This is a genomic window from Shewanella sp. SM20 (genome assembly GCF_025654545.1).
Classification (GTDB): domain Bacteria; phylum Pseudomonadota; class Gammaproteobacteria; order Enterobacterales; family Shewanellaceae; genus Shewanella; species Shewanella oncorhynchi.
In genome coordinates this window covers 67,465-80,339 of the sequence record NZ_JAKKRK010000003.1, presented here as the reverse complement: position 1 = coordinate 80,339, position 12,875 = coordinate 67,465, and the positions used below count along the sequence as shown (strand labels likewise).

Annotated in this window: 10 protein-coding genes; 4 read left to right on the top strand and 6 right to left on the bottom strand. The window is 46.5% G+C overall.

The features are described 5' to 3' along the window. Positions 1 to 7: 7 nt before the first annotated feature. The 4 genes from L5M18_RS02285 to L5M18_RS02270 form a co-directional block, all read right to left on the bottom strand. Entirely contained in the window at positions 8 to 994 is a 987-nt protein-coding gene (locus tag L5M18_RS02285) for a hemin ABC transporter substrate-binding protein (protein WP_263195850.1), read from the bottom strand. Positions 995 to 1,091: 97 nt separating this feature from the next. Further along, positions 1,092 to 1,529, bottom strand: coding sequence for an ExbD/TolR family protein (locus L5M18_RS02280; RefSeq protein WP_168824988.1), 438 nt, complete (start codon positions 1,527 to 1,529; stop codon positions 1,092 to 1,094). Beyond that, the gene (locus L5M18_RS02275; protein ID WP_263195849.1) at positions 1,526 to 2,281 is read right to left on the bottom strand and encodes a MotA/TolQ/ExbB proton channel family protein; all 756 of its coding nucleotides are present in this window, start codon (positions 2,279 to 2,281) and stop codon (positions 1,526 to 1,528) included. Before L5M18_RS02275 ends, L5M18_RS02280 begins: the two co-directional genes overlap by 4 nt. 136 nt (positions 2,282 to 2,417) lie before the next feature. Next, a complete protein-coding gene (locus tag L5M18_RS02270; RefSeq protein ID WP_263195848.1) occupies positions 2,418 to 3,275 on the bottom strand; it encodes an energy transducer TonB in 858 nt (285 codons plus the stop codon). 349 nt (positions 3,276 to 3,624) lie between these two features. On the opposite strand from L5M18_RS02270, the gene L5M18_RS02265 reads away from it, so the two are divergent. From L5M18_RS02265 to L5M18_RS02250, 4 genes are all read left to right on the top strand, one after another. Next, a complete protein-coding gene (locus L5M18_RS02265) occupies positions 3,625 to 5,721 on the top strand; it encodes a TonB-dependent hemoglobin/transferrin/lactoferrin family receptor (RefSeq protein ID WP_263195847.1) in 2,097 nt (698 codons plus the stop codon). 35 nt (positions 5,722 to 5,756) lie between these two features. After that, a complete protein-coding gene (gene hutX, locus L5M18_RS02260) occupies positions 5,757 to 6,338 on the top strand; it encodes a heme utilization cystosolic carrier protein HutX (protein ID WP_375539963.1) in 582 nt (193 codons plus the stop codon). A gap of 37 nt (positions 6,339 to 6,375) precedes the next feature. Beyond that, entirely contained in the window at positions 6,376 to 6,933 is a 558-nt protein-coding gene (gene hutZ, locus L5M18_RS02255; RefSeq protein WP_028761546.1) for a heme utilization protein HutZ, read from the top strand. 218 nt (positions 6,934 to 7,151) lie between these two features. Further along, positions 7,152 to 9,056, top strand: coding sequence for an ABC transporter transmembrane domain-containing protein (locus L5M18_RS02250; RefSeq protein ID WP_263195846.1), 1,905 nt, complete (start codon positions 7,152 to 7,154; stop codon positions 9,054 to 9,056). Between the two features lie 97 nt (positions 9,057 to 9,153). Here the strand turns inward: L5M18_RS02250 and L5M18_RS02245 are convergent, their stop codons facing one another. Both L5M18_RS02245 and ccoG read right to left on the bottom strand, forming a co-directional pair. Beyond that, positions 9,154 to 10,755: an AMP-binding protein gene (locus L5M18_RS02245; RefSeq protein WP_263195845.1), complete on the bottom strand. Its 1,602-nt coding sequence runs from the start codon at positions 10,753 to 10,755 to the stop codon at positions 9,154 to 9,156. 524 nt (positions 10,756 to 11,279) lie between these two features. Continuing rightward, complete coding sequence (gene ccoG / locus L5M18_RS02240) at positions 11,280 to 12,752, bottom strand: cytochrome c oxidase accessory protein CcoG (protein WP_263195843.1); 1,473 nt, start codon at positions 12,750 to 12,752, stop codon at positions 11,280 to 11,282. Positions 12,753 to 12,875 lie beyond the last annotated feature (123 nt).

Sequence of the window (12,875 nt, the reverse complement as noted above, 5' to 3'; positions counted from 1 at the left end):
ACTGTACTCATCGCTGCGTTTGTGAATGGTTTTGCTTGAGCAATGTGCTGGCGAGCGTATCCGCGGCGCTTATGGCACTGATGCCTAAACCACCGAGAAGGGCTTGCGGTGCTAGTGTTTGAATATGGCCGTTTTCACCTGCTGGGGTATGGGCGAGTAGTGGCATCTCTTTCAACAGTTCTTGAGCAATTTGTGCATTAGTTTGATCTGTGGGTTTATCGCTACGCTTTGACAGCAAAATAATGTCGGGCTGCAAGGACAGAATCCCTTCTTGAGACATGCTTTTGTAGCCATCAAACTCGGCGATATTTTGTGCTCCAGACAGCTCGATAATAGTATCTGCGGCTGTGCCTTTACCGCCAACCCGTGCACCGCGGCCTTCTTGTAACAGCATGAAGAGAATTTTTGGCTGAGAGCCCGCATCGCGCACTTGTTGTTTTTTACCCGCTAAGCTTTGCAGTTGTTGATGTAAATCTTGTTTTAATTTAACCGCATGTTCTTGGCGATTGAGTAAGTGACCTAAGGTATCCACATTGTTCATCAGTTGTGGTTCATCATTTGTTGCGGGTAATTGCACGACTTGGATATTCGCCTGTTTTAATACCTTAAGTGTGGTTTCTGGTCCCATCACATCTGAACCGACAACCAGCGTTGGGGAGAGGGCAATAATGCCTTCGGCGGAGAGCATTCTGTGATAACCAAGCTTAGCCACATGGCTCAAACTTTCAGGCACATAGCTGGTGGAGTCGATGGCGACTAGCTCATTGCCTGCGTCGAGGGCGAGCACGAGCTCTGTGACTCCTGTACCTGCACTCACGAGTCTTATCTCTGGCTCGGCACTCAGTTCAGCGCTAAAAACGCTTGAGGATAGTAAGGTCGTAAGTGCTGACGTGAAAAAAATAATTTTTTTCAATGCTTTATATGTGCGTCTATGTTGATAACGTTGAGCAATGGAACCTTTGTTTACTGGTATTTTAGTTGCTTGAAACAACATGGTTAAACTCCTAATACAACTTGTTCGCCACAGGCTTAGATGCCGTTTTTTGATGTCAGACTTTTGCTTTCTCGTTTAAATGGCTGGTTCGGATACGCTAGTGCTCCATCAAAATTTGGGTCTGACTGATGGACTGCGTCTGTAACAGTGCAAGCAGTTGCATCAAAGGTTCCACTGGCGCGGCTTTGTCGGCGGCAATGACAACCGTCGCCTTCGGCATAGTCTGAAAATGTGCAGTAAATTCAGTGGTAAAAGTGGCTAAGTCATCAAACTCTTTGCCATCAATAGCCCAATAAGGCGCTGTTGCCATGATATTGATGGCAATTGTTTGTTTGTTGTCGATTGCCGTGATAGCTGAGCTTGGGCTTTGTGGCACATCTACCGGCAAACTCAATAATTGGCTATTTGCCGTCAGCAGTAAAAACACCAGCACGATAAAAATAATGTCGATTAACGCGGTTAAATCTAGGCTCGGAAGTTGCTCAGGCGAAGCAATGCCAGCCTGCGATAAGAATGATTTATCTGCACTTATCATGTCTGTGGCTCAATTTGAGAATGGGGCTTGGATGCTAATTTTTGCTCGACGCTGGTTTTACTGACTCGGGTGAATGCTTGGTAATGATTGGCATCAATTGAAATATCTTCGATACCCGCTAACCAGAGATTGAGTTGATTGAGCACATGCCCAGCGCGCAGGCATTGGCCTTGAGTCCAGATCCCAAAAAGATGGGCGGCGGTAATGGCGGGCACGGCGATCATGAGTCCGGCTGCTGTGGTGTTCATCGCAAGGCCCAGTCCAGCACTGAGTTGTGCTGGCGTGACAGGGCCTTGTGATTGCCCGAGTTGGGCAAACATTTCGATGAGTCCCAATACTGTGCCGAGCAAACCGAGTAGTGGACTAATGATGCCAATCACTTGTAAAACCTTGAGTCCGGCTTGCAAGTCGCGTTGTTGCTTATTGAGCCATAGACTGAGTAATTCTTCCCTTAGCACTTTTGGCTGGTGGACTTGTTTGAGTAACAAGGTCGCGCCACGGGCGAGTAAATCTTGCTGTGCGCTGGTTTGCGCTAGCAGGGCGCTAACGTTTTCAGTGGTTGCCGCTGAGCTTGATTGACGCAATGCTTTTACCCAGGCCTGTTTTTTGGGCCAGATTGACAGCAAAGTTTGATGCAAAAACAAGGCGCTACGTTCAAGGCAGATCATCAAAGCTAAAAAAGCACATAACAACAAGGGCCAAGTGAGCACGCCAAGCTGAGTCTGTAGGGTTGAAAAATCAGTTACGGGCATTAAGCCTCTCCAATCGATTGAAAAAGTAGTTTTATATGTAAGTTAGTAAAACAAAAATCAGGCTAGTTGTGCGGTGGCTAATACTCCACGAGCTAACTTCCCACGAGCTAATTTTTCAGTGGCAACATTGGGCCTGTTAGTTGAGCGCGAAGCGAATAGGCACTCTGACCTTATAATGACTCGCTAGCCTTTGCGCTGGCGCCGCAAATTGCCAGTTTTCAACTGCATCTAACGCGGCTTGATCTAACAGACTGAACCCTGAGCTTTTTACTAACGTCAGTGCCAGTTGCTCACCAAGTTCGTTAAACATCACTTCTATGGTTGCGGTGCCTTCTAGCCCTTTTTTACGCGCTATCTTTGGATAAGTCGGTTGCGGTGGTGCTGCAGCGAACAGCGGTTTGGCTAATTCCACTATGTTAGTTTGGGCACTGTCAGTTGTTGCACTGGCTACATTTGGGGTCGCTTTTGCATCAACTTTGGCAGCGTTAGCGATTAAATCCATTTGTGCTGTTTTTGGTTCTGTTTGTTGTTCAACTTGTTCAAGTCGCTTATGTGCTAAAGCACTTGGTTCTAAATCGTTCGTCGCTAAAGGAGCTGTATCCGGAAGATTGTTAGCCGTGGGTTTTGTTGCTGAAGATTTTTTGGCGAGTTGGCTGTCAATTCGTTGATCAGCTTTAGTTTTCGGGATAACCGCCTTATCGACAGATTCTGCTGTTGATACTTTTTGCGCTGTAATGTTTTTTTGCACTGTACTGTTCACAGTGGCTACTTTGGCGTCTGTTTGCTTGATGGGCTCTGCATTCGTGTTGCTTGTAGCGCTAGTCGCGGTAGAAAAATTAAGGGTGACAGTATTCGCGCTGGGAGTGAGTGATGCTTGGTTTACGCTCGATGATTGGGCGCTTGGCTGCATAGTCATAGCGGGTTGTGAGGCGATAACACCCGTCTGGATGGCAACCGTTAACGCGCCAAAGGCAAGATATCGTTTTGGTGTCACAGCAACCTCTTTTTCTAATGAAAGCCATTTTCCTAATTAAGATATCTCAATATAAACAAGATCGCAAATGATAATGATTTGCATTTGATCTATTTTATTATCTCAGGTAGAGTGCCTGCAATAGCTCGAATGAGCGCTTAAAAAAGCAGCTAAACCGACGATTTATCCTACTTTATGGGTACTGATTGCCTTGGGCTCGATCTGGAAGAGGCTCAATCTCGAAAGAGCCAAATCTGGAATGGAACATCTGTAACAGACTAAATCTCGAAAGGATTGGCGTCTGGAAAGAGAGTCTAGGCTCAGTAATAAATTGTACGGAAACAGCTGAATATCACTTGAGGATGAAGAGATGAAAAAAAAGCCGTTAGTGATCGCCATGGCGATAGCACTGAGTGGTACGGCCCTAAGCCTAAGTTTTACGTTAGCGGCAGAGGAAAGTGTTAAGCCCGTTGTTCAACAGGATGCGAATAAAAAACTGGTCACGACTGAATTTGATGAAGTATTGGTGAGTGCAACACGCATCAGTGAAAAAGCCTCCGAAACCAGCCGCAGCGTGGTAGTGGTGGATGAAGAGCAACTTACGGTCGCCCAAGCATCATCAGTTGCCAATGCCCTTAAAAATGAGGCGAATATTACGTTGACCAATGGCCCAAGAGCTTCATCTCAAGGGGTTGAAATCCGTGGTTTAAGTGGCGATCGTGTGTTGCAAACAATTGACGGCGCAAGACAAAATACCAGCTCTGGTCACAGAGGCACCTACTTTATGGACCCAGAGTTGCTCAAATCCATCGAAGTGCTGCGCGGCCCTGCCAGTAGCTTGTGGGGCAGTGGTGCCCTCGGTGGCGTCGTAGCGCAGAATACTAAGTCGGCACAAGATTTTTTAGCACCAGACGAGACCTTTGGTGGTTATTTCAAACAAGGTTATGAGACCAATGGCTCCCGCACTAAAACCAGTGGCGCAATCTATGGTCAACAAGACAACATCGATTGGTTACTCAATGGTGCCTATTACGATTCAAACAATATAAAAACCGGTAATGACGAAACTCTAAACAACAGTGCATCCCAAGGCAGCAGTGGTTTAGCTAAATTCGGTTGGCAAGCCGACGAGGCATCACGGTTAGAGTTATCTGCAAGAGCTAGCAAAAACAATGAATTAGTACCGAGCAATCCTTCTGCTGCTGTGAGTAGTTCAGTGCCTTTGGTGCGCCGCAAGACTGACGATCAAAACCTCACCCTAAACTACAGTCTCAATCCTGCTAATAACCCGTATCTGGATACTAAGATGCAAGTGTATTGGAACAGTACCGACTACGATGAAGACCGTATTACGAAAGGTCAGCAAGACAGTACTGAGTTCCGCACTGTGGGGATTAACCTTAATAACAGTTCGCGTTTAGGCAATACTCTGTTGACCTACGGGGTCGATGGTTTTCGCGATACCATAGAAACGACGCGTGATGATTCGGGCCAAGTGGGCCAGCGTCCAGAGAATATCGATGGCGAAACCACAGTATGGGGCGCTTTTACGCGGGCAGATATTGAGTTGACTAAGACGTTAAATCTTGATGCGGGTCTGCGTTATGACAGCTTTAAAAATGACAGCCATAATCTCAACTTATCCTCAAATGACAATGAGTTATCACCATCGCTTGGCTTGGTGTGGCAGACTCAGCCTTGGTTGACCTTAAGTGCCCGTTACGATCAAGCCTTCCGCGCACCTACGGTAGAGGAAATGTTCTCCAGCGGCACCCATTATTGTATCCCGCCAATCCCCGGATTTTTACCCCAAGGTTTATGTAACACCTTCGCGGTGAATTCGGATCTAAAAGCAGAGACTGCGCGCAATAAAGAAATCAAAGCGGACTTACGTTTCAGTGAGTTAGCGGGTGATGATGAACTGGCGCTAACGTTTAACGTTTTCCGTAACGATGTGGACGATTTTATCGTGCAGCAAGTGTCTAATCCTTGGCGTGGCATTCCTGGATTCGAGCAAACGACCTCATGGAATAACGTTGAAGATGCACGTTTAACAGGTTTTGAAATTAGCGGTCGTTACCGTATTGGCCAAACTCGCTTAGCGATGAATTACGGCCAAACCCATGGCGAAGATCGTCAAACGGGCGATGATATAGAAGATATACCCGCCAATAAGTTCAATGTCGATTTATCCCAAGGCATTATGGAAGGCGACATGAAACTCGGCACTCGCGTCACTTATGTGGCGACTCAGTCGAATACGCCTGACGGCTTTAAAGTGGCGAAATACGACGATTACACCCTATGGGATGTGTATGTAGCGTGGGAGCCGACTATGGGCGCGATGGCGGGTGTGAGAGTGGATTTCGCAATCGAAAATATCGGTGATGAGAAGTATCAACAAGCGTGGCAAACCTTGTATCAACCGGGTCGTAATATGAAGTTATCGGCGCGCTATATGTTCTAAGCCACTCAATAGTCACTACCGCTGGAGACAGTAAAATGAAGATGACACTCGATACCGAGCTCAATGTCGCGCCAGATTTAAACTCTGAGCAACGTCAGCTAAGTGAGCAACAGGCGCAATTGCGACAACGATTTGAACAACAAGCTGATTTAATGCCAGCGCAGCTCGCCAGTGAATTAGGCATTGCCGAGCTCGAAGTGGTTGCAGCGCTGCCGCCCGAACAAGTGGTGTTTGTTCCGTTAACTCAGCTCGATACATTACTGCAAGCCTTACCCAAATGGGGAAAGTTAACCACTATTGTGATGTTATCTGGCAGCGTATTTGAATTTAAAGGAGATTTCCCCGAGGGAAAATACGCCCACGGTTATTACAACCTCTACAGCAAGGGGGACGGTTTGCATGGTCATCTCAAATTAGATGCCATGAGTGGTATCGCTTTGATCAGCAGACCTTTTAGAGGCAGCGAGAGCCATTCGATTAACTTTTTCGGCAGTGAAGGTGAGGTGGTGTTCAAAGTGTATTTAGGCCGTGATAAACAAAGAGCACTGTTTCCTGAGCAAGTTCGCCAATTTAAAGCGCTCGCGACAGCCTTTGCCTCGGTGCAATCACACCTCTGAATTGCAGCATTAACAAAAGTATTAAGGAAAACAGTAAATGAAGCCTGAAATTACCGAACAAGAACAGCGTTTAAGAGACAAACTCTTACCCGAAATCGAAGCCTTTAAACAGCAGCGCGAGACCTTACAACTAGCCACCATTGGTACAGATGGCCAGCCGAATGCGAGCTATGCGCCCTTCGCACTGGCAGATGATGGTTTTTATATTTTGGTGAGTGACTTAGCCCGTCACGGTCATAATTTAAAGCACTCATCTAAGGTCTCTGTGATGTTAGTTGAAGACGAAACTGCGGCCAAATCGGTTTTTGCCCGCAAGCGTTTAACCTTCGATGCGATTGCCGAGGCAGTGCCCCGCGATACGCCCGCCTTCAGCAAAGGTGTTGGTGTGTTATCGGCACGTTTTGGCGAAATGTCCGATAACCTTGCGGCGTTAACCGATTTTAACTTATATAAGCTCGCGCCCCATCAAGGTCTTTACGTGAAAGGTTTTGGCCAAGCATTTAGCCTGAGCGGCGCAGAGTTGTTAGATGTGGATTGGAAGCGCGATGGCCACCACGGCACGCCAAAAACGCCGGAAAACAAGCAAGTCGCTTAAGCCGCGTCAAGCTATTGCAATAAAACAAACCCGCACTCGCTGCGGGTTTGTTTTATGCTTTTCTTTTGAGTAAAACCACACAGCCCTTGAATTCCACTGCAAGAGGTAGCATCTCACTTATATGCTTTAAGTCATGCTGCGCGGTTAACGGCTGCAGATGATCCCATTCATGCTGATGTTATATTTGAATTGCCTTACCTACCTCAAGGATGCCACCCGTGACTGAGCCGACACACGAACTCGCCAAATCATCTGAACCCATTAAAGCGGGGGCTGAGCCATTGCCCGAAAAGTTAATTCCAGTCACGCCCACATCAAGCGCTGATACATCAAAGGCCAAACTGACCTCGGCGCAGCAAAGATCGGTATTGCCTTGGATTATGGGTTTTCTTAAACCCTACAAACTGAAAGTTGTCGCGGCGATTATCTGCTTGATGATAGGGTCGCTCGCTTGGTTATCATTGGGCCAAGGTGTGCGCTTGATGGTCGATGAAGGCTTTGTAAGGGATAATGCGCAGCGGCTGAATGAAATCATACTGTTAGTGCTCGGAATTACCGCCGTCAGTGGCACAGCGGTGTTTTGCCGCTTCTATTTGATGACTTGGCTTGGCGAGCGGGTCAGCGCCGATATTCGTCTAACGGTTTACAATCAACTGCTTAAACTCTCTCCCGCCTTTTACGCTAAGGTACGCACCGGCGAAGTGATCTCCCGTTTTACCGCCGATTCTACTTTGCTACAAACTGTGGTGGGTTCAAGTCTTTCCATGGCGCTGCGCTCTAGCGTAACTGTTCTTGGTGGTTTAGTCATGATGGGTATCACTAGCGTTAAGATGACATTGCTGGTGTTGTTGGCGGTGCCCTTAGTGTTAGGGCCGGTGATCTTTTTTGGTCGCAAAGTACGTGTGTTAGCACGGGAAAGCCAAGATAGGGTTGCTGATCTCGGCGCTTATGTTGATGAAACACTTCATGAAATTCATACGGTACAAGCCTATGGGCATGAAGATAAAGACCGTAGCTTGTTCAATCGCCGCGTCGAAGATGTCATGTCTGCGGCCAGTGGCCGGATCCGTTACCGTGCCTTATTGATCTCAACCGTGATGTTTTTAAGTATCGCCGCAATTGCTATGGTGACTTGGGTCGGTGCCCACGATGTGATGGCGGGTAAGATGACGGGCGGTGAGTTATCTGCCTTTATGTTTTACGCTGTGATGGTTGCGGGCGCAGTGGCGACCATTAGCGAAGTGATAGGCGAGATCCAGCGGGCTTCTGGCGCCGCCGAACGTTTAATCGAACTGGCTGAAACGCAAGTGGATATTCCCGTTGCAACTCATCCTGTGACTTTGCCCGCCAAGGTCAGTGGGGAGTTAATGATTGAAGGACTCAATTTTGCCTATCCAGAGCATGATGTCTTAGTGCTAAAACAGCTCAATATGGCTATTGCCGCGGGTGAACGGGTTGCCTTAGTCGGGCCAAGTGGCGCGGGTAAAAGTACCTTGTTCCAGTTATTGCAACGCTTTTACGTGCCTAGCGCTGGCAGTATTCGACTGGAAGGTATTGATATTGCTAATCTTCTTCCGCAGGAGTTGCGGTCGCAGTTTGCTCTAGTGCCGCAGGACTCGGTAATTTTTGCGACTAGCGTACTTGAAAACGTGCGTTATGGTCGAGTCGATGCCACCGAGCAAGAAGTGATAGATGCCTGTATTGCGGCCCGTGCCCACGAGTTTATTAGCGAGTTTACTGAAGGTTATCAAACCTATTTAGGCGAGCGTGGTGTACGGCTTTCTGGTGGACAAAAACAACGTATTGCCATTGCGCGGGCGATTTTAGCCGACAGACCGATATTGTTACTCGATGAAGCGACCAGCGCTTTAGATGCGGTAAGCGAGCAGAAAGTGAAGCAAGCGCTGGATGTATTGATGGCGGGTAAAACGACTTTGATTATTGCTCACCGTTTATCGACAGTAATCAATGCCGATAGGATTTTTGTGTTTGATAAGGGCGAGATTGTCGCCAGCGGTCGCCACCAAGAGCTGATGCAATCTAATGCGTTATATCGTGAATTTGCCAGTCTGCAATTGTTAACCGAAGAGGCCAATGCCAGCGCCTTGAATGAGACCATGTAGGTAAAATAAAACCCAGTTGCTAGCTGAAACGTTCAGTCTAGCTCACTGGGTCTTTTATTGTGTTTTTGTTTCTTATCTTTGCCTTAAAATGCGGTTTTTAAGCTTTATCTTTTAGCTCGCGGCGCAGAATTTTGCCGACGGTACTTTTAGGTAATTGCGCCATAAATTCAATCACTTTTGGCAATTTATAGGCGGTTAATTGCTCGCGGCAAAAGGTTAGAATGGCCTCTTTTGCCTGTTGATGATCTTGGCTATCATCCTTGAGCACAATAAAGGCTTTAACCGCTTCGCCCGAGTGTTCATCTTTTACTCCCACCACGGCGCATTCGATCACATTAGGGTGGCTCGCTAGGACGTTTTCCACTTCGTTGGGATAGACATTAAAACCTGAGACTATGATCATATCTTTTTTACGATCAACTATTTGGTGGAAACCTTCTGCTGTTGCTATGGCAATATCCCCAGTTTTAAAGAAGCCCTCTTGAGTCATGGCATTAGCGGTTTCCTGCGGATTATTCCAATATCCCCGCATGACTTGTGGGCCGCGTGCGGCTAATTCTCCGGCCGTACCTAAGGGCACTTCAATGTCGTTTTCATCTAAGAGTTTAACCTCAGTGCCAATTACAGGTTTACCAATAGTGCCTAGTTTTTGATAACCAGGTGCATTGAGTGAAATCACTGGCGAAGTTTCAGATAGCCCATAACCTTCACTGATCATGTTGCCTGTCGTCTGTTGCCAAATGTTGGCCGCCGCGGCCGTCAGTGCTGTGCCGCCCGAGATGGTGATTTTTAAATGGCTAAAGTTGAGTGCTTTAAACTCGGGTTGATGGCATAGGGCGACAAACAGAGTATTGAGTCCTGCAAATCCAGTGAAGGGATATTTGGCGAGTGTCTTAATTAAGCCGCTAATATCCCGTGGATTTGGAATTAATACCGAGCAGCCGCCACACTCGAAATACAGCACTAAGTTCACCATAAATGCATAAATATGGTAAATCGGTAGCGGTGCAACGAAGATATCTTCCCCTTCGGTGATCACGCTCGCGATGCGGGATTTTACCTGCGCCGCATTAGCGAGCATATTGCCGTGGGTCAACATGGCACCTTTAGATAATCCAGTGGTGCCGCCCGTATATTGCAACGCCGAGAGGTCGTCGAGATTTGAGATAAATCGGCTAAAGGGGAGTTCTGCGCCTTGTTTTAAAATTTGGCAAAACTCCACATTTTTCAGACCCGTCTTAGGCTGTACGTGCGGATCGATCAAATCTAAAGGGTGGGTTGAAATGACGTATTCTATTTTGGTGTTGTCGATGACTTTGGCTAAGGTCGGTAATAGATCGGATAACACCACGATCGCTTTGGCACCAGAATCATTGAACTGATGGATGAGCTCACGCTCGGTATATAGGGGATTAGTGTTAACTAAGATAAGCCCAGCTCTGATTGCGCCGTAGGCCGCGATGACAAATTGGGTGATATTAGGCAATTGAATGGCGATGCGATCGCCCGGTTTGAGTGTGGTCTTATTCTGTAAATAGGCGGCAAAGTAACGAGAATCGCGTTCTATCTCGTTAAAACTGCTGGTTTTACCGAGACAGGCATAGGCGGGTTTATCACCGTAACGCAGGCTGGTTTTCTCGATCAGATCGACCAGTGATGAGTAGTTTAGTTTGAGTTGAGAGTCTTGATCGTATGCCATGCTGAACTACCTCAAAGATGATGTTTATTAGTTGTTATTATTTTGGAGTTAAACAGGTGTTTAGATTAGAGGGTGTTAGCACTAGAGGTCAATGCTTATCGCGAAAAACATCTTTATGCCAATAACGGTATCTTTATGTAACAAATAGTATTTTTACTCTAAAGCTGAGTGCTTAACTATAGCTTAGTTATCTTAGAAGCTTAGTTATCTAATGAAACACAAAACCTAAATAAGAGTAGAAGGAAAGACAATTTAAAATTTGTAACCGTTATGTTTCTAAGGATTGAGATTGAATCTGCTCAATTTGCTTTGTCTATATGCGCCGTTTAACGGGGGAATTTTCAGCTTTGTAGGTGTTTAAGGTTTGATTCCGATGTATGAGACGTTAAAGATCAGGTTGTCATTTGGGGATGAATTTCTGCCTTTAACCGGCGCTTGAGTTGATTCCTCAAGCGCCGATTGGGTAGTTAATTTGATGATGACCAATGTTACGGTGACTCATACTAAGCGCTAAAAGCTTAGTGCTAAGGACTGAAGAATCCGGTTTCTTGGCTCACTTGTTGTGTTGGTTGTTTAACATCCGTCACCGAGAATTGGATCATTTTGCGCCCCGAGGGGATGGCATCCTTATCGGCTAATACAGTGACGGGATAGTCGACTTGTTCACCCGCTGCCAAGGTAATAATAGGATCGGCAATCAAGCTAAAGGGCATTTCACTGTCGACGGCGAGTTGATACTGCTTAGTATCTTGTGTCTTGTTGCGGATCTTCAGCTGATAGGTATTTTCAACTTTATTATCCGAGGTTTCACGGTACAAGCTTTGACGATCACGGATCACGTTAAGCTGGATCTCGCTGCGGCTATTTAAGTCTAACCCTATGACGATAAACATGATAATGACCGCTGCACCGTAGCCTAAGAAACGCGGCGAGCGCCAATAGGAGTAATTCACTCCCTTAAGATCATTTTCACTCATATAACCGATAAGATTCTGCTTGTAATCGAACTTCAACATAGTTTCATTACAGGCATCGACACAGGCGCCACAGTTAATGCACTCATATTGCAAGCCGTTACGAATATCTATCCCTGTTGGGCACACTTCGACACATAAATTACAGTCAACACAGTCACCTAAAGTATGGTTATCTTGATTGTTCTCTTGTTTACGTTTGCGAGGGCCACGGGCTTCACCGCGCTGTGCATCATAGGTCACGGTTTTAGTGTTGGCATCGAACATCACAGCTTGGAAACGTGAATAGGGGCAGCAATGTAAGCACATTTGCTCGCGCATCCAGCCTGCATTGAGATAAGTACAAATGGCGAAAAACCACACCCAGCTTGTCACCCAGAAGCTGGCATTACCCGTCAAGATGTCCAAATAAAGTTCACGGGCGGGAATAAAATAACCGATAAAACCACAGCCAGTGAGCAGAGCTGTTAGACCCCAAAGTAGGTGTTTTGCACTTCTTTTACCGATTTTACTGCTAGTCCAAGGGGCTTTATCGAGCTGCTTACGTTTATTACTGCTGCCTTCGATGCGCGTTTCTATCCACACATAGATAAAGGTCCACGCCGTTTGTGGGCAAAGGTAACCGCACCAAACACGGCCCCAAAATACGGTAATGAAAAACAGACCGAAGGCGGCAGCGATAAAAATCCATGCCAGCAAGGTAAAGTCCTGTGGCCAGAGCGTGATACCAAAGAAAAAAAACTGTTGTTGGCTGATATCTAACAGTATTGCTTGGCGGCCATCAATAGAGATAAACGGCAGGGCGAAAAACATTACGATCAATAGGCTATTCATCATGGTTCGCAGGCGCTGAAAATCACCTTTTTGCTCACGGAAATGGATATTGCCAGAGGGGAGACGACTTTTTGCTGCGGTTTCAGTAGAGAGATTTTTAACCGGAATGTGTAGCTCTACTGAGGCAGGTTTCGCGCCCACACTCTTATTTACACTTGGAGAATTTGGGGTAACTTCGCTCTTGGGCATAAAGGGTCCTAACGGCTTAAATAAGATTCGCCTCCCTATAGCAAGCGCTAGGCCAAGTTTTAATTAGCTCAACATCATGATATTTATAATTATTTTGTGATTGGAACTAGATGTGGATCACGA

Bases quoted from the DNA above. Each gene is read 5' to 3' on its own strand.
- L5M18_RS02275 (WP_263195849.1), bottom strand. From the start codon at position 2,281: ATGCCCGTAACTGATTTTTCAACCCTACAGACTCAGCTTGGCGTGCTC.
- L5M18_RS02265 (WP_263195847.1), top strand. From the start codon at position 3,625: ATGAAAAAAAAGCCGTTAGTGATCGCCATGGCGATAGCACTGAGTGGT.
- ccoG (WP_263195843.1), bottom strand. From the start codon at position 12,752: ATGCCCAAGAGCGAAGTTACCCCAAATTCTCCAAGTGTAAATAAGAGT.
- L5M18_RS02280 (WP_168824988.1), bottom strand. From the start codon at position 1,529: ATGATAAGTGCAGATAAATCATTCTTATCGCAGGCTGGCATTGCTTCG.
- hutX (WP_375539963.1), top strand. From the start codon at position 5,757: ATGAAGATGACACTCGATACCGAGCTCAATGTCGCGCCAGATTTAAAC.
- L5M18_RS02245 (WP_263195845.1), bottom strand. From the start codon at position 10,755: ATGGCATACGATCAAGACTCTCAACTCAAACTAAACTACTCATCACTG.
- hutZ (WP_028761546.1), top strand. From the start codon at position 6,376: ATGAAGCCTGAAATTACCGAACAAGAACAGCGTTTAAGAGACAAACTC.
- L5M18_RS02285 (WP_263195850.1), bottom strand. From the start codon at position 994: ATGTTGTTTCAAGCAACTAAAATACCAGTAAACAAAGGTTCCATTGCT.